Annotated in this window: 17 protein-coding genes; 8 read left to right on the top strand and 9 right to left on the bottom strand. The window is 21.9% G+C overall.

The features are described from left to right. Positions 1–393 precede the first annotated feature (393 nt). Genes AACL05_RS02740 through AACL05_RS02720 form a run of 5 tightly spaced genes read left to right on the top strand, consistent with a single transcriptional unit; the run spans position 394 to position 6,551 of the window. Positions 394–1,605, top strand: a complete 1,212-nt coding sequence (locus AACL05_RS02740) for a hypothetical protein (RefSeq protein WP_338962423.1) — start codon at positions 394–396, stop codon at positions 1,603–1,605. Between the two features lie 3 nt (positions 1,606–1,608). Continuing rightward, positions 1,609–3,321, top strand: a complete 1,713-nt coding sequence (locus AACL05_RS02735) for a hypothetical protein (RefSeq protein WP_338986205.1) — start codon at positions 1,609–1,611, stop codon at positions 3,319–3,321. A 4-nt stretch (positions 3,322–3,325) separates the two neighbouring features. Further along, positions 3,326–3,448: a hypothetical protein gene (locus AACL05_RS02730; protein WP_338962418.1), complete on the top strand. Its 123-nt coding sequence runs from the start codon at positions 3,326–3,328 to the stop codon at positions 3,446–3,448. A gap of 18 nt (positions 3,449–3,466) precedes the next feature. Further along, a complete protein-coding gene (locus AACL05_RS02725) occupies positions 3,467–4,708 on the top strand; it encodes a hypothetical protein (RefSeq protein WP_338962415.1) in 1,242 nt (413 codons plus the stop codon). Continuing rightward, the gene (locus AACL05_RS02720) at positions 4,659–6,551 is read left to right on the top strand and encodes a hypothetical protein (protein ID WP_338986204.1); all 1,893 of its coding nucleotides are present in this window, start codon (positions 4,659–4,661) and stop codon (positions 6,549–6,551) included. Before AACL05_RS02725 ends, AACL05_RS02720 begins: the two co-directional genes overlap by 50 nt. Before the next feature lie 115 nt (positions 6,552–6,666). On the opposite strand, the gene AACL05_RS02715 is transcribed toward AACL05_RS02720, so the two are convergent. Both AACL05_RS02715 and AACL05_RS02710 read right to left on the bottom strand, forming a co-directional pair. After that, positions 6,667–7,533 (bottom strand): hypothetical protein, encoded by an 867-nt coding sequence (locus AACL05_RS02715; RefSeq protein ID WP_281748376.1) that lies wholly within the window; start codon positions 7,531–7,533, stop codon positions 6,667–6,669. A gap of 118 nt (positions 7,534–7,651) precedes the next feature. Beyond that, a complete protein-coding gene (locus tag AACL05_RS02710; protein ID WP_338962410.1) occupies positions 7,652–7,948 on the bottom strand; it encodes a hypothetical protein in 297 nt (98 codons plus the stop codon). A 344-nt stretch (positions 7,949–8,292) separates the two neighbouring features. On the opposite strand from AACL05_RS02710, the gene AACL05_RS02705 reads away from it, so the two are divergent. After that, on the top strand, positions 8,293–9,423 hold the full coding sequence (locus AACL05_RS02705; protein ID WP_338962407.1) for an Mbov_0401 family ICE element transposase-like protein: 1,131 nt from the start codon (positions 8,293–8,295) through the stop codon (positions 9,421–9,423). A gap of 620 nt (positions 9,424–10,043) precedes the next feature. Continuing rightward, the gene (locus AACL05_RS02700; protein WP_338962405.1) at positions 10,044–10,286 is read left to right on the top strand and encodes a hypothetical protein; all 243 of its coding nucleotides are present in this window, start codon (positions 10,044–10,046) and stop codon (positions 10,284–10,286) included. 353 nt (positions 10,287–10,639) lie between these two features. Here the strand turns inward: AACL05_RS02700 and AACL05_RS02695 are convergent, their stop codons facing one another. The 5 genes from AACL05_RS02695 to AACL05_RS02675 form a co-directional block, all read right to left on the bottom strand. Continuing rightward, on the bottom strand, positions 10,640–11,503 hold the full coding sequence (locus AACL05_RS02695; RefSeq protein WP_281748924.1) for a DegV family protein: 864 nt from the start codon (positions 11,501–11,503) through the stop codon (positions 10,640–10,642). 171 nt (positions 11,504–11,674) lie between these two features. Next, on the bottom strand, positions 11,675–11,986 hold the full coding sequence (locus AACL05_RS02690; protein ID WP_338962401.1) for a single-stranded DNA-binding protein: 312 nt from the start codon (positions 11,984–11,986) through the stop codon (positions 11,675–11,677). A 96-nt stretch (positions 11,987–12,082) separates the two neighbouring features. Then, positions 12,083–13,033, bottom strand: coding sequence for an IS30 family transposase (locus AACL05_RS02685; RefSeq protein ID WP_338960236.1), 951 nt, complete (start codon positions 13,031–13,033; stop codon positions 12,083–12,085). A 240-nt stretch (positions 13,034–13,273) separates the two neighbouring features. Next, positions 13,274–13,822 carry a hypothetical protein gene (locus tag AACL05_RS02680; protein ID WP_338986203.1) on the bottom strand — a complete coding sequence of 183 codons (549 nt, stop codon included), beginning with the start codon at positions 13,820–13,822 and terminating at the stop codon, positions 13,274–13,276. Then, positions 13,737–14,132 carry a hypothetical protein gene (locus AACL05_RS02675; protein WP_338962395.1) on the bottom strand — a complete coding sequence of 132 codons (396 nt, stop codon included), beginning with the start codon at positions 14,130–14,132 and terminating at the stop codon, positions 13,737–13,739. Before AACL05_RS02675 ends, AACL05_RS02680 begins: the two co-directional genes overlap by 86 nt. A 556-nt stretch (positions 14,133–14,688) precedes the next feature. On the opposite strand from AACL05_RS02675, the gene AACL05_RS02670 reads away from it, so the two are divergent. Further along, the gene (locus AACL05_RS02670; protein ID WP_338986201.1) at positions 14,689–15,411 is read left to right on the top strand and encodes a hypothetical protein; all 723 of its coding nucleotides are present in this window, start codon (positions 14,689–14,691) and stop codon (positions 15,409–15,411) included. A 374-nt stretch (positions 15,412–15,785) separates the two neighbouring features. On the opposite strand, the gene aspS is transcribed toward AACL05_RS02670, so the two are convergent. Together aspS and hisS are read right to left on the bottom strand one after the other, a co-directional pair. After that, complete coding sequence (aspS, locus tag AACL05_RS02665; protein ID WP_338962390.1) at positions 15,786–17,528, bottom strand: aspartate--tRNA ligase; 1,743 nt, start codon at positions 17,526–17,528, stop codon at positions 15,786–15,788. Then, positions 17,512–18,804: a histidine--tRNA ligase gene (gene hisS, locus AACL05_RS02660; protein ID WP_338962387.1), complete on the bottom strand. Its 1,293-nt coding sequence runs from the start codon at positions 18,802–18,804 to the stop codon at positions 17,512–17,514. Before hisS ends, aspS begins: the two co-directional genes overlap by 17 nt. Positions 18,805–18,859 lie beyond the last annotated feature (55 nt).

The following is an 18,859-nucleotide window of genomic DNA, read 5'->3' as shown; positions in this document are numbered from 1 at the left end:
TTTGTTATCCAATTATGAATCTAAGGGTTAAAGTGATGCGCCCGTGGATTAAGTGAAAGTGTAGCCCTTGGATTAGGTGCAAGTGATTTAATTGCTAGTATTAGTGCTGTTGGTGTAGAATTTTTAACTGATTTTACTATTAATCAAGTTTATGATTATTTAAAAGGAAATGTAACACCATTAAATACTTTTTTTAATATATTACCAGCATTTGCTGGACTTAATAAAATTAGTCGTGGTTATCGTACAACTAAATTTATTAAGTTAGCACAAAAAACTAAAACATTAGAACAAGTTGGTATTAAAGAAGCAAAAAACTTACAAGAAATTATTAGTCAAGTAAGTGGAAAAGAAATTTTAACAGATAAAATTATTGGTAATAAACGTTATTTAATGAAGTATAGTTTTACTCCTAATCGTGAAACAGTATTACGAGATTTAGGATATGTTGCTGAAAGACAATATAAGAATAATTTTCAAAAACTAGAAACAGAAAAATTAATGGAACACTTATTATTACAAAATACATTAATAAAATTAAGTCCACAATTAACTCCTAAATTTAAAATTAAAGATATTGAAAAAGCAAATAACTTTTTAAAAAAATTTAATACTGATTTAAAAGAAGTATTAAAAATGAATCAACATGATTGATTAAATTTAGTTCATACAATACATACAGAAAATAGATATGGAAAAACTTTAATTTTAGATTTACAAAAAATTCGTGCTAATGCTATTAAATTTAATTTTAAAAATAATGTTATTCATCAACTTGTTTTAAAAGCAAATCAAACTTTTAAATATTTTGATATTAGATTTTATTTAAAAAAAGGTTTAAATAAATTTTGAAAAGATACACCATATTTTGAAAAAATACGAGAAAGTATATATAAATTACAAAAAAAATTTGAAAAGTTAGAAAAACAAGTATTTGAAAAAATTCAGAAATTAAAAGAAAAAGCAACTGATTTATTTACTAGTGCAGAAAAAAGAGCAATTAAACACGCACAATTAATTCCATTAAATTCACCAGTATTTATGGGTTGTAAAATTCAACCTTTGTCATTAGATAAATGTGCAATTACTATTTATCATCGCAATCCTAAATATAAACCAATTACAGTTGTTGATAGTATTCTTAAAGCAAAAACTTTTGTTACTCAAATACATCCATTCCATTGATATCGTTGATATAGTGGTTGATACATTGGTTATGGAGTTAATCAAAATAAATGATTAAAAGCAATAGCATTTGCTCCACCAGTGGTGCAACAAGTAATTAGAGATAGTTTTAAAGTATATAGAGAAATATTTAGAACTATTAGAACTTATCATAAAGTAGTAAATGTTATTAATAATCCTATTGAAAATATTAACAAATCATTTAAAAATGTTGGTTTAAAATTTAGTGTTAATACTTTATTTGGTACTGGATTATTACATCATTTAGAAAAGTTTGCATATAGTCAAGTTGTAACAAAAAGTAAGAAAAAAATAAAAAAAGGTAAAAATAAAATACAAAAAGAAATTGAACATATAACACATAAAAAAACAAAAAAACATACTCATCATTATAAACAAGCATTTTTTAAGGAATGATAAATTATGATTAATAAACTTTGAACTGATGTCAGTCTTGAAAATTATAATAACTGATATCCATTAACTGGAAAAATTACAGAAACACCACAGCAATACATACAAACATGACCTAATGTTAATGATTGATTTAAAACTTTTGCTATTCGTGCTCAAAATGATATTAATGCTTATCTTGATTTTATTTTATCTAAATTTCCTTTTGATAGTTTTAAAGATGAATTAATTAAAGAAACATTAAGAGATATGGTTTATGTAATGGTTGAACATTGAGTATTTAATCGTACACCAATTGAATTTAATGTTGATGCTACTATTCAATTTAATAATGGTACTCAATTTAGTGCAAATAGTACTCCTACAATTAATGTTTGAGATTTAGCACCTAGTAGAATGAAAATATGAGCAAGATTAACAGAATTAAAACAAATATTTTCAAGTTATAATGATGATGAAATAGATGTTGAAAAAATTGACTTAAAAGCATTTTATACTAGAAATCAAGTTGATGAATTAATTAAAGAACAAAAAGAATTTACATTATTAAAACAAATTAAATTATATGATGATTTAGTTGATGATAATGAAAATGAAATATATAGAGGTCCTGTTAGTAAATTTGTTAATAAAGGTTATGTTGCAACTGGTTATGATAAAGAAACTGAAACAATGATTTTAGATTGACCAGATGAAATTGGAACATTACCACCTGAAGCATTACAAAATAATCCACAAATTGGTGATTTTACACATGCACCAACCTGTGATTTTTCTGCTAAACAACAAAAAAATATTACAGCCTTAACTAATACTAAACAAAATAAATTAATTACTGGCCATGGCATTAATATTACAGAAGATAATGTAATATCTGTAAGTTCTTATTTAATAACACCACAAGATTTTTTAAATAATCTACAATGAGAAGAGCAAAAATCAATGATTTTAACAAGAAATACATATTATCAAATTTTTTGGTCACCTAATATGTCAAGCAGTCAAGGACTTAAAGGAGTATTTTTCTTTTATGGTGCAGTACCAACAGCCCATAATGTAGCTATTGATTCAGCAGGTTATTACTCAAATTCTACTAATGAAATTAAAGCTCATTTAAGTGTCCAACCCGAAAATGATGAATTAATACTATCATATTTTGATGGTAATTCTTGAATAGTAACTAATCTAGATGGAAATAAACTAGGAACTAAAATATATAAGCCTAAAACAAGTAATAAAATTTATAGCATTAAAAGTAATACATTAGATATTACTTCACCAAGTGTAATTAATATAGATAAACCTATAAAAATTAATTCAAAAAGTTTAGAAACTAATGAAATAGAAGAAAATAATTGAGATATTGAATTAAAAGATAGTCCTCCAACACCAAGTCCAAGTGGTTCAAATTGAAAAGAAGTAGGTAAAGTCGTAGTAGATAAAAATAATATTACACATATAGAATATATATTTAAAGATAAAACACATTATAGAATATATTATAGTTTTGGTGATTATACTAGTAAAGAAAATAATAAAAATTATAGTTGACAAATAATTAATTTTTATTATCAATTAGATACAAATGTTTTAAAAAGTAGTTTATGAATATCAAATAATAATGTTAATGCGGATACTGAAATTAATATTTATAATAATAGAATAATGTGGGGTATGGGTAGAGATTATATTTTTAAAAAATTAGAAGAATTACAGGAATAATATTATGTTTTTTAAAAATATAAAAATTATTTTAGGTTTAATAGGAGTAATTTTATCATCAGCAACAGCAGGTTTAATTATATTTATCATTGTAAAAATCATATTAAAAATTAATCAAATATTTTAAAAAAAGGTGGTGAATATTATGTTAAGTCTATTTAAAAGAAAAGAAAAAAGTAATATTAGTGATAATCAAAATGAAAAAGTAAAATTTTTAACTAATAAAAATAAAAGTACACATGCTTCAATTTTAAATTATTTTGGTTTTAATGATTTTAATCATGAAACTTATTTTACTGATTTTGTAGCAGAAAATAATGCTAATTTATATAATGCTCCATTAGATATTAATAATAAAACTATTAAACAATATTTAATTAAACAAGAATTTTATAGAAAAAATTGAAACTCTATTTTTAAATTAAGCAAATTAGGAATTAGTGGTTATTTAATTTATATTGCTAATGATGACTTATATTTTCAAGTAGTAGATATACAACAAAGAGTTTATGATATTACTGGTAAATTAATTCAATGCACTATTTTTTATGATAGTTATGAACAAAATGCACAAATGGTAAGATTATTTGAAATTTATACATTAAATAATGAACAAGTCACAATTAACCGTGCAATTTATAGTGTTAATGATAGTAAAAAACAATTTCCATTATCTTTTAAAGAATATATTAATAATCCCAATTTAGAACAAGAACAAACATTAAATATTAATTATATTCCAATAGCAATTATGCGTAATAAAGCAAATGAGTTAGCAGATTGTAATAAAGTAATGGATAAAATTAAAGCATTAGATGTTATTTATGAACAAATTGTTTTAGATACTATTTTAAACTCACCAAAGTTTATTTTTAGTCAAACTTATGGTAATGTTCAATCAACATTAGAAGAAGCAGTAAGAACTTTGGTTACTAAAAATTATATTTTTAAAAGTGGCGGAGATAATAACGAACAAAACGAAAATATCAATATGACAAATAGTAACTTTAAAGGTAAAAATTTAACTGATATATATGATTGAAATGTTAATGAAATATTTAAACGTTGTGGTATTCATACTCCAAGTCAAAAGAAATCAACACAACAATCAGTTCCCGAAAGTACAGCAGTAAATATTTCAACTATTAATTATATTGAACAAAAATTATGACAATTTAATATTGATATTCTTAAATTTATTCAAATATTAGTGAAAATTGATAAAGATTTATTAAATAGTAAAACATTTAATATTAATGATGAACAAGAACTTAATAATTTAACAGTTAAATTAAAACTATTTAATCCCAAAAATAACCAATTAATAGGAGAGAACAATGGAAAACAAAAACAAACCACAAACGAAGTTTCCACAGAAACAAACTAAACTTAATCAAGCAGAAGTAGAAAATGATTATTTAATTGATAATATTCCTTATGATTTTACTAATATGATGAGTGCTAGTAGTGACCCAGATATTAATAGAGCATACGATGAATTTAAAAAAAGAACTTTATATATTTATGAAATTGAGCGTTTATTTAAAAATAATGAAAATAATAGTTTAAAATTTTCAGCAAATACTATTAAAATAGGTTTTATTGATATTGAAAAAGTATTAAAAACTACTGCTGTTGAAACATCAGACTTTACTATGCAATTAAATCAAAGAGCAAGTACTAATATTAATGATAATACAATTGAATATAGTATGACTGATATTAAAAATTTAATTTTTCAAGAAATAAATTTATTAAATCAATTTAAGTTATATGCAGTATCTATTAATGAACCATTAACTGAAAATAATATTGATAATTTATATATCATAAATAATTATTCACAACCTTATCAAAATCCAAAATCAAGAAGTACTAAAAGTATTACTATTATTAAAATTAAAGATTTTAAAACAAGAGATGGTTATCCCATTATTATTAAATTACAAAAACCATTAGATAAAGATACAAAAGTAACTGGTTTAAAAATTAAAGCCCCTAGAAGCATGATTTTTGGTAATATAAAAGTACTTGGTGAAGTTGACAATATGGAAGTATACCCTAAATTATTTGTTAAAGATAAAATAGCATTTCCGCTGTTATCAATGTCTATTGAAACTCAACCAAAAGTTAGAATATTACAACAATGATTTAGTGAACAAATATTACCATGAAATTTAGCAAAACAATTTATTGGACAAGAAAAATCAGTTTTAAACTTAATTAAAATTAGTAGTGGTTCTGTAACAAGAAGAGAAGTTATTAATAATGCAAGAATAACCCATGCTTGATTAGGATATGAGTTTAGTAATGTTTTAGGTGGTAAATGACCATTAAAAAGTCAAAAAGAATTAAAGGATAAAGAAGTTTGAAATTTTGTAGGTGAAAGTCAATTTTATCAATATGTTGCAACTAATAATAAATTTGATGATATTGAAATAGAAATTAAAGATGCACCAACTATTGATAGTTTACAAAAAGTATTATTAGATATGTTAACTTATACATATACTTATAATAGAAACTTTGATGGATTTCAACCTAATGATTTAACTTCTAAAATAGCAGAATTACGTTCAAAATTTGAAGGACAAAAACCAGAAGATGTAATTACTAATTTATTTAAACAATGAAAATTAGATTATCCAAATTATATCAATTTACCACAAGTACAAATATTTAAACAAATAGTTATTATGTTATCAAACAATATTTATTCTAATATATCAATAAATAAAGGTTTAAATGATGATTATAAATTATTATTACCTTATTGTTTTGAATTAAAATCAAATCCTATACACACAGGTTCTAACGAAATTTGAGAATTTAAAGATGTAAAAGTAGTATTAAAATCCGATTATTTTGATTTTACGAATATGAATAATATTAAATTAAAAAATAATGATATCAATCAAAATGAACTATTCAAACTAGATGACAATCAATTTAACTGATTATCTATTACAAATGAATTAGAAAGTAATAATATACCATCATTAATTCCAGCAGATTGAACATTAGGTAATGGTGAATATGGAAAATATTTTACAAGAGCAATGATTGATAAAAATAAAATTGAAAATGCTTTAAATTTATATGGTTCAAATAAATATCAATTATTTTCAAAACTAGAATTTTATAAAGAAATTTTAAAGATTGATAATGATAACAAATTTGAATTACTAATTGAAAATCCGATTAATAACTTAAATCGGATTTTCAATTAGTGGTATATTTGGCGCTGGTAACTATGATTTAATTTTAATAACAGATAAACAAGAAATAAATTTAAATAGTATTAATTTATTTGATAAATATAACGAGAATATTTCATACATTAATTTAGAAATTTAACTTATTTTTTTGAATACCTTTTTCTGTTGGATATTCTCTTAAAGTTTCTTCTCATGGTTTAATTTTTTCTTTTAGATTATTAATCACTTTTGGTATTTGTGGTTTTTGTTGTTTATTTAAAGACAATGAATTACTTGAAGGTAAAGAATTTGTTGATGTAGATTTCGAATGAAATCCTTCATCACTACTGCTAGATAATAATTTATTTTCTAAATCACAAATTTTCTCATTAAGTTTAAATATTTCTGATTCATATTTTTCAATCGTTTGTTCATCAACTTTGATAATTACTTTTTGTTGTTTTTGATTTAATAAGTTAAATAATAAATTACTATTATTTTGTAATAATTTATTATTATGGTTCAATAATTTATTTATATTTTCAGTTATTTTATTAATATTAGTTATTAAATTTTTATGATTTTCTTTTTTTTCATTATAAGTTAAATTTAAAGTTTCAATTTTTTTCTGATTATTTAAATTTGTTTCTTTTAATAATTCACAATTTTTCTCTTCTTGTTGAATTAAATTATTAATATTTTGATTTATATTGATTTTTCCAAATGAAAAAATTTTAATAAAAAAATTTTTAAATATATTAATTTTTTGTTTTTTTAACTTTAAAATTTGATTTTTATAATTAATTATTTTTGTTTCTATTTTTTCCTTTTGTTCACTTCAAAAAATAATATTAGTTTTAAAATTTTTTATTGTAATTTCATTTATTGAAATTTCGTTTTGAAAATAATTTCTTTCTTTTTCTAAATTTTGAATTTGTTTTTCAATTTCTTCAATATTTTTTTGATTTTCTAATATTTGACCATTAATAAAATCTTGTTCTTTTTTTGTAATCATATTTTTTAAATCTCCTTAAAAATAAAAAACTCATTTACTTTAAAAATAAAGCAATGAGTTAAAAAAACTTTATTTAGTTCTTATTGAAATTATATATGTTTATATATAAATATCAATATTATTTGTTAAAATATCCATCGGGATATTTGCCATCTCATTTTATATCTCCTTGATGTCTTGATTTAATATCAAAATACAAAAATATTTTGTGTTGATTATTCATAGGTTGTGACCATATAATTGCTCCTTTACCACCAACAGTTTTTATACGGTCATAATTATAAAATGATAAATCTTTACTATTTTCGTGGGTAAGCATTCCCCCCATGATTAATCCTATTGTTCCGGTTGTAGCACCAGTTAGTGCTAATGCTAATGTTATTTTACTTAAATTTGTTTTTATTCATGTTTTCATCTTTAATTACTCCTTTTTTCCTTGATTTTACTTATAAATTGTACTATTTTTGATTATTTTTACAAGTATCCTTTTAAATGCAAAATATCGCCTAAATTAAAAGCGTTTATTTTGTGAGACCTATACTATTAATTATATGTAACTTGTTGATTATATTGAAAATATGAAAGTACTTTTTTTCACAATACCATTATTTTAGTAATAATTACGTTCTTATGTGGATTATTGTGAATAAAATAAAGAAAAATAGATTATTATTTTAATTTACCATATTTTAACACTTTAAATTTATGTAAATTAAAATTAATAATTGATGCAGAAACAGATTAGGAGAGTAAAAAAATATGAGTTTTAATTATAAATGAAATTTTAGAGAACAATATGCCAAAATTGATAAATTAGTTTTAGAACATATAACAAAGAAATGAGAAAAACGAGATTGAAGAATATTTAAAACAAGAGATAAAAAGAAATATAAAATAGTTGATTATCAATATCGAACAAGAAAAACATTATATGGATTAGTAACTTATAAAAGAAGAATTTATGAATATTTTGATGAAAAATTACAAAAATGAGTTCGTATTTGTTTAGTTGATGAATGACTAGAATTACCTAAATATAAAAGAATTGGTGAAGATGTTGAACAAACTATTATTGAATATTTTGCTGATGGAAAAAGATATCATGATATTTGTGCTATTTGTAAAAAAGCAGGTATTAGTGTTAGTACTATTCATAGAGTTTTTAAAAATTTAGAAGTAATTGAAGCAAATCCAGTAAAAGTAAAATTAGAAAAAAATCAACCTATTTTTGTAGCAATTGATGATGGACATCGAAAGTTTTGAGATTTTAAACGTAAAGGTATAAAACACTCTATGCGTTTAATAGTAACATATACAGATAATATTAATCACAAGGTACAAAATAAAAGAGTAAAAGCAATTATAAGACCAACAAAAACAGCAATTGGAGTTAAAAAAACTGCTGAATTTGTTAAAAAACATTGTCAAAAATTTTATGAAAATATTGAGCAAGCAAAAATTATTATTTGTGGTGATAGTGCTGGATGAATTAAAGATGTAGCAGATTATTTAGGTGCTGAGTTTGTTTTAGATAAATTCCATTTAATTAGAACATTATATCTTGCTATAATGTCTGGAAATAAAGGAAAGTATGTAAAAGAATATAATAATTGTAAAAATTTAATTAATAATGGTCAATATGAACAATTAATTGATTATTTATATAAAGAATTAGATAATCATAAAAAATTAAAGAAAAAATATTTTAAAAATAATAAACAAGGTATTGAAAATCAAAGTGCAAAGTGAAATATTGGTTGTTATACTGAAACTAATATTTGACATGTTTTAAAAGAAATGCTTGGTAATAGAACATATAATATTTTAATTTATATTAAAATGGTTATTTCTAAATATAATAAAATAAATACGGAGATACAATTATTATAAATTAAAAATTTAGTTTTTTTAAAAAAAAACTAAAAATAAATTAAAACTTATTAAATGCACTTTAGTAAGAATTTTTGTTGTGTATAAATATTTAATTTATTTTAGTAATTTTTAAAATTAAGTATTTTAGTTGAAATATCTTTTAAAAAATAGTAAGATGAATGTACAATTTCATAAAAATCCAAATTATTTCTTGTCTAAAATATAATAAGACTATATAAGATTTAATTTATTCCGGATTTTTAACAATCTCCCAATATAAAATTATGAAATAAATTCGTCTTTTTATAAAAAAGTGATTTTTTTATTGTATATTCATTTTTTCAATTATAGACTTAAATTAAGATTTACTTAGAATTCAAAAATAAACAATAAATAATAATTTTTCAATTAAAACTATATTCTATAAAAAATAATTTGTTATCAATTTATGTTATTAACAATATTTTTAATATTGTCATAAATTTAACTTATCATTTTATTTTTTATAAATTTACAAACTAATTTAATGTTCTTACACCATTTCGTATTTTTTTAAAATCCTAAATATTATAAATATAATCTATGTTCTAAGTAAATCTTAAATTATGGGAATATATAAAAAAGTATTGGAGTTAAAAATGAAAAAAAATAATTTTATTTATGCGAGATATGATAAAGAAGATAACTGTTTAGGTGTTTATGACACTATAGAAGAAGCAATATTAAAAGTTTACCACATTGATAAAACTAATAAAAAACGCTATTATCAAGTCTATAATAATATTTGTCGTTCTTATCAAAAATATAAAAATAATTTTGGAAATGTTGTTTGTTATGAAGGTTTTTGATTTAAAATACCACTAAATGAAAATGGCTATTAAAATTAAAAAAATAAAATAGTTATACTATGAAATGGTTAAGGATACTTAATAAAAATATTTTTTAATTTTATAGTTAAAGCTCAATAAATTAAAAAACCATTACTTTGATTTATAGATATTTATTTTATTAAATTTTTTCAATTATTTCTTTAGTTTAAAACTTTAACTATTAATAAGAATTTAAATCATAATATTTAATATTTTATTATTTATAATTTATAAGTTGAAAAAAATCTGAATGTTAGTAAACTAAATTAACCTTTACTAACATTCTTTTTTAGATTTAAATTTTTTTATATATTTTTCTAAAAAAACAGCATACTTAATCAATCTTTTATAAAACTACTTTTTTATTAGACTTCTTTTACTCATTGATTAGGTACTACTGAAAAACCAATAGTATTATTACCAGTATGTGTTTTTAAAATATTACATAATGGTTCAACTTTATATTTGGTAAATCCTCTATTTTTTACTTTTTTAATTGCTTCATCAATAATATCTTTTCTACATCAACCATCAATAATATATATTGTTTCTTTAGTAACATCTTTAATTTTAGTAATAATATCTAACATTTCTTCCATAGCTTTACTTAAAGTTCTAACTCTACCAATATTATCAATTGTTTCTTTACATCTTAAAATTGGTTTAAAACGTAAAAAATTACCAATTCTTGCTTTACTCATTGGTAATCTACCACCACGAGCTAAAAATTTTAAATCATTAGGAGCAATATAAGATTCATAAGTTTTGCGGAATTTATTTAAAATTTCTAAAATTTCAGGAATTTTTTTTCCATTTTTAACAAGAGTAAAAGCAATTAAAACCATAAATTTTAAAGGTATTGAAGCAGCACCTGTTTCTAAAATATGGACTTTATTTTTATATTTTTCTTCTTTTTGTAAAACTTGCGAACTTGCATATTGTCCTGAAGCATTATTAGCAATTGGTAAAAATAAAATTTGATCATATTTACTCAAAGCATTATCTCAATATTGTTCAAGTTTACCACGACTAGTTTGACTAGTTTTTAAAATATAGTGTTCATCAATCATCTTTTTACGAATTGTTTCACTATCAATATCAATATTATTATCATCATAAGCATTTTCTCCTTCAATAATATTTAAAGGAATAATTATTATTTCAGGATATTTTTTCATATCTTCAAGGGTAAAACCAGTAGCTGAATCACTTACAATTCCAATTTTCATTTTGTTTGCTCCTAACCTTTTATACTAATAAATTATAGTAAAATTATAACAAATTTATTTTACTATATATCGTTTTAATTTGAAAAAATATAAAGTGACTATAAACTTATTAGTAGTAAAAATAAAAATAGTCTTAATTATTGAGTAATTAAGACTATTTTTTAATTAGTTTTAAGTTAAATAAATAATACGATCAGCAATAATTTCTGTATAGTAAAAATCATTAGATTTATTAGCAAATGTTTGAATTCTACCTTTAATACCAATAATTGCATTCTTTTTTAATAGTGTTTTTAATTCCTCTGTATTAGCTATTCAAGTTTTAATAGTGATAAAATCAATTTCAAATTGATTTTGACGATTTTTAAAAGGTCTTTCAACTGCCATTATAAACTTGGTTCATTTTGTTGGAATTTGTTCTCTGGTTGGTATTATTTCTGGTTCATTCATTAATTTACCTACTAATACAACATTATTTATCATTTTAACACCCCCTCTTATTTGATAATTATAAATTTAGTTCATAAATAAAATATCAAATTATTTTATTTATGAGCTAAATTGTAAAGGTAAGTGCAACTAAATTATTTTTCTATCCAAATATTCGATTGGTGAAAGATAATTTAGTATTTTTCTTGGTCTTTGGTTTAAAGACAATATAAATTTATGAACTTCATTTTTATTAGTTTTTGAAAAAATAAATTTTTTAGGAAATTTTTCTCTAATTAAACCATTAGTATTTTCATTAGTACCTCTTTGTCAAGGTGAATATGGATTGGCAAAATAAATTTTTATATCTAAATTTTTTTCAAGTTGTTGTCAATTTGAAAATTCTTTGCCACGATCAAAAGTAATAGTTTTAACAATGTTTTTAGGAAGAATTGATAAATAATAACTAACATTTTTATTAATAACTTTAGTAGTTCTGTTTTTAACTAATATTGCTAAAGTAAATCGTGATACTCTTTCAACTAAAGTTATTAAACATGATTTGCTTTTACCTCGTGATGATACTATAGTATCTCCTTCTCAATGACCAAGTGTTATACGATCATTAACATTTATATCTCGTTCTTTAATTGATTTACCATTAAACTTGCCACGATTTTCTTTAGATTTTCGTTTTTTACCTTTTCTTCTTAAATTTTTACTAGTAACTTTATCAAGCATTCCAAAATAAATTCAAGTATAAATTGTTTTAAAACTAATAACTCACTCTTTATGAAAATTTTTAATTCTGCCATAAATTTGTTCAGGTGATCAACCTAATAGTAATTTTTGTTGTACATATTTTACTAAATTCTTATTTTTAAACTTATGAAAACTAATATGTGATTGTTTTCGATTTTCAGCTTTATTTTGTGCAATTAATGAAAAATAATGATTATTATCTTTATTTCTATTAATTTCTCGAATAATAGTACTAATACTTCGATTAAGATTTTTAGCTATTTCACTAATTTTAAATTTAAATTTCAATTGATTCTCAATATAAATCCTTTCATCTATGCCAAGATGTTTATAACTCATATAAAAACTCCTTACTTTTTTCTAAACTAAATTTAGCATTATGAAATTTTTATATGAGAATTTTTTGCAATTTTATTTACTTGCACTTACAAGTATAACTCAGCATGAATAAAAGAAAAAATAAATTAATTCAACAAACTCAAATATTAAAATAAGATTAGATAAAATAATTTATTAATTAACACAAAAAGAGCATTGTCAACTGCTCTTTTTGTAAAATATAATTGTATTAATATAGTTTTAATCTAAAACTGGTAATGATCCAATTCTTGAATCTTTTAGTGCATTTACTTTCCCAAAATCTACTTGTAATCACACTCTCTGAACATTAATAAATCTAGTAATTTTATTACCATTTTTAGCGGCATCATAAAAAAATGTATAAACTTTTGTATTTAATAAACCAATTAAAGCTTCTCATTGCTTTTGTTTATATGGTGAAAATTCTAATTTAAAACCAGAGGCTAAACTTCCTTTTTTAACTCCCACATTATTATAAAGTTTCAAATCAGGTAAAATTTTTCAAAATTCTTCACTAACATCTAAATCCTTATTGTCGGCTGTATTAATAATATAAGATTTTAAAATTTCATTATTTTTGATAATATCAATTTGACATTTACCTGCTTCTAATTCAAAACCATCTTCGGTGTATTTTTCTTTAATTTCTCCTGGAAAAGTATTTTTAATACTAACAGTTAAACTAACAATTTCAGCATATTCTTCATCTGAATAAACACCAATTTCATCACCAATTTTGAAACCTAAATCTTTTAAAATGTGCTGCATTAGCATTTTCTGCCCTATATTTATGAGGTGGTGCACCTGTTCTTAACAATTTATTTTTAAAAAGATCATTAATTTTCATTAAGTGATCATCTGCAATAACCGAATATTTTTCACTATCAGATGTATTATCATAGTTTAATTTTTGTAAAATTAAACTTTTACCATCAGTATCATATCAACCTAATAATTGTGCATATTTACTGTCTAATTGTGGTAATGAATAATTATCACATGCAACTGTACTAAGGGTTGCTGTTGTTGATATTCCCACAGTAGCTGTCGTTGCTAATATTTTTTTAAATTTTTTCATAAATCCAAACACCTCTCTATATAAATCTTGTGTAAAAATATTGTACATGATTCTTAACAGTAGATTACTGATATACTTATTAGTAATCAATAAAAAAATAAAATTTATTTTTCATCTATCTTTATTTTTTTATTTCTTTATTATTTAATAATAATAACAACTTTTTTTATTGTATATTATTTTTTTCACATATAAACTTTAATTAAGATTTACCTAAAATAACTATTAAAAATATTAGAATTTATCATTACTAATTTATATTTATACAAAACTGTTTCAACAAAATTAAGTATTAATCTACTTTTTTAAATCTATAACAAAACTAGTAATATATTATTGATTAAATTATATATATATATATGATGTTATTATTACTATTTTAACTTTATAAATAATATAAAAAGACTAATTTTTATATGAATTAAATTAATTAACAATATTTTACATTTTTTTCTAAACCTACGATATTAAATAATAAAAAATCAAATTTTTGGTAAATCTTAATATTAAAAATTAATATTTATATTAATTTAAAGAAAGAGGTACTTATTAAAAAATGATAAATAATAAAAAGAAAATATTAGAAAAAGAAAGTCTAACTAATAATAAATATAAAACCAAAATTGAAAAATTAAATAAAAAACTACAAGAAACTCTTGATGATTTAAAAGAAATAAGTGATCTCTATGCAAAATCAGAAAGAGATGCATTAGATAAAAGAAAAATAATTACAAATCTTGCAAATAAAATTACAGAATTAGAAACACAGTTAACAGAAACTCAACAACAAGCAGAAATAAAAAATAATAATAAAAAAATTATAATTCCAAAAATAAATTTAATAATACCTGGTGAAATATGTTCTTTAGCAACTGATACAAAAGGTAATCTTTATCTTGGAACTAGAAATAGTTCTTGACATGGTGCTTTTTATAAATGTTTAGCAGGAGAAACAAACTTTAAACCAATATTAGGAATATATGGTGAAATATGAACAATAGCTATTGATAAAAATGAAAATGTTTATATAGGTACTAGAGAAAGTAGTTTTAAAGGTAACGTTTATAAATATCAAAAAAATCAAAATATTTTTAAAAAAATGGATGGTATAAATAAATCTGTTTCTTCTTTAACTTTTGACAATGATGATAATATTTATGCAGGAGTTTGAACCGGTTCATATCAATCTCCTAGTAATGGTGAAGTTTACAAATGTTTAGCAGGAGAAACAAACTTTAAACCAATGTCTGGAATAAAAGGGGGGGAGTACTATCATTAGTTTTTAATAAAAATACAAATTTTTTATATGTTACTACATGAAACGGAGATGGAAAAACTAAAACTAATGATGGTTCACTTTATAAATGTTTAGCAACAAATAATGTCTTTACTTTAGTTCAAAAAAATTTACCAGCTATATGACATCTAAAAACCAAAGATAGTGAACCATTTATTGAACTTGAATATTAACAAATATCAAAAAAATATAATTGAAATTAATAATTATTAATTTAACATTATTGAAAAATTGATTTCAATTAAATTACATAATTAATCTCTAATGAAAAATAATTTAATTATTTTTCATTAGAGATTTTTAATATTTATATTTTCTAATTTTATTAAACTTCTAATCACTTTAAAATTAAAATTTTACTTCTTAAATTCCAAATTTAATATTGATAACTGATCAGATGAAATTTCACTAGGACTATTTGTTAATAAACAAATACCACGATTATTTTTAGGAAAAGCAATAGTATCACGAATTGATTCATTCTTAATTAAAAGCATTAATAAACGATCAATACCAAAAGCAATACCACCATGTGGAGGAACTCCGTAATTAAAAGCTGATAAGAAAAAACCAAATTTATTTTCAATTTCTGTTTTACTTAAATCTAATAATTCAAAAATCTTTTTCTGTAATTTATAATCATGAATTCTAATGCTCCCACCAGCAATTTCAAAACCATTTAAAACCAAATCATAAGCATCTGCAGTTAAAGTTCCTAAATCTTTATTTTTTATATCTAATAATTTTTCAGGATTTTTTGGACTTGTAAAAGGATGATGACAAGCTTGTCATTTATTTTCTTCCTGTTCAAACATTGGTCAATCAATAATTCAAATAAATTCAAAGTTTTCAATATTATTCATAAAATCTTTATGATTAATTCGTTTTGACAAATCATTAATATAAAAACTTCTAATAGCACCCATAACTTTATTAGCAATATCTTGTTGTTCATATACGAAAATTAAAAAATTATTATTATATTTTATTTTTGATATTTCTTCTGATAAAACTAAATCATCACCCTTTACTTTAGAATTATTATGAATAATTTTTTTCTTAATTAAGTCATAAATTATTAATGTTTTTCCTCCATGCTGATTGCTAATTTCTGTTAATTTTTTTATAGTTGTTTCGTTCATTTTATCATTAACTATAAAACCCTTATAAATAAATCCATCACTATTATTGTTAATATTAATATTTATTAACTTACATGTACAACGTAAATCGGGTTTATCACTACCATATAAATCCATTGCTTGATCATAGGTAATTGATGAAAATGTTGAAGGAATATTACCAATTTTTAAAGTATTAAAAAGACTTATTAGCATATTTTCTACTATTAATTTAATTTCTTTACTAGTAGTAAATGCCATTTCTAAGTCTAATTGTTGAAATTCGGGTTGTCTATCAGCACGAAAATCTTCATCACGAAAACATTTAGCGATTTGATAATATTTGTCAATACCTGATATCATTAATAATTGCTTATAAATTTGTGGTGATTGTGGTAAAGCATAAAAATGTTTTTTTTGAATACGAGCAGGAACTAAAAAATCACGAGCACCTTCTGGTGTTGATTTTGTTAAGCAAGGAGTATCAATTTCTAAAAAATTATTTTGATTCAAAAATGTTCGTAAACAACTAAGAACTTGGTGTTTAAATTTAATATTATAATTCATTGCTGGTCTTCTTAAATCTAAATAGCGATATTGTAAACGTAATTCTTCACTAGCAAGCGTATTATCATTTTTAATAACAAATGGTAAATTAATAGAATTGCTTAATATTTCAATATCTTTTGCTACTACTTCAATCATATCATTAGCAGTTTTTGCATCTTTATTTTTTCGTAAGACAACTGTTCCAATTACTTTTAAAACAGATTCAACTTTAACATTTTTTATTTCTTTATAATATCCGTTATCTGGTTTAACAATGACTTGTGTTGTTCCGTACATATCACGTAAATCAATAAAAATACCAAATTTATTAATACGAATATCTTTAACTCAACCACTAATAATAATTTCTTTTGTAATATCACCCTGCGTTAAATTACCACATGTATGAGTTCTAAAGAGTTTTTCCATATTCTTCATTCTCCTCTAATAATAGATTTTTAACCTTACTAAGCAATTGCTGTTCAGTATCAAAAATTAATTTTATCATTTCTTTTTTAACAAAAGAATAAAAACTAACCTGATTTTTTTCTTTTAAAAATAGTATATTTTTGGCTAAACTACGATCAATAATCTGTGACTTATTTTTATCTTGATATAAATTATATTCCATATCAATATGATAATTTTCTTTACGTAATTGTAATAATAAATCGGAAGCCATTATTAATCCTAATTCGCTTAAAGCAATAATTTGTAAATCAATAATTGGTGGTTTATTAATATTTTTATTTTCTACCAATAATAACATTAATCTTTCAATACCAATTGCAAAACCAATAGCAGGAATTTTTAATGGTGAGCCCAATTCATTAAATAAATTATCATATCTACCACCACCAAGTAAAGTATTTTGACTTTCACCAATTCGTGAATCAATAGTAGTTATTTCAAAAATAATACCATTATAATAATCTAAACCACGAACTAAATGCTCATCAATAATAAAATTAACTTTATTATTTTTTAAACTATTAATAATAGTTGTAAAATATGTTTTTTCTTCATTAGTTAAAAAATCATTTAAATATGGTATTTCTAAATTTAATTTAGTACAAATTTTACATTCAAGAACTCTTAGTGGTGATACATTAACTCTAATTTGACAATTTTCACACAATTGCTTACTTTGATTTAATAATTGTTCTTTAAGTGCTATTTGATATTTATTTTTTGTTTCATTAGATCCAAAATAATTAATATTTAAAGTTAAATTTGGTATTGAAAAACTTTTTATCATTTCTAAGGCCATCATCATTACTTCAACATCAACTAAAGGATGTTTAACACCAACAGTTTCGATACCAAATTGATTAAATTGACGTTGACGCCCTTTTTGAGGTCTTTCATATCGAAACATCGAACCATAATAAAAATACTTTAACGTTTGCTTAGATTTATATAATTTATTTTCAATTATAGCACGAACAATACCTGCTGTTCCTTCAGGACGAAGAGCTAATAATCTATCATTTTTATCATTAAATTGATAAATTTCTTTCTGAATAATATCAGTTGTATCTCCCACAGCTCGTAAAAATAGTTGAGCATTTTCAAAAATAGGAGTAATAAATTCTTGATAATTATATTTAATTGCACACTGTGTTAAAGATTTAATAATATTACGATATATAATAACCTCTTCATTATACATATCACGTGTTCCTCTTGGCTTTTGAAATTGCATACTTTTTTTTACTCCTTTTAATAAAAAATAAATCTTCTAAAAAAACGTTCCTTTA

This window comes from Spiroplasma endosymbiont of Thecophora atra (assembly GCF_964019735.1).
Lineage (GTDB): Bacteria > Bacillota_I > Bacilli_A > Mycoplasmatales > VBWQ01 > Spiroplasma_E > Spiroplasma_E ixodetis_A.
Note: the sequence above shows the minus strand (reverse complement) of the source record. Positions and strands in the feature narration are given on the sequence as shown.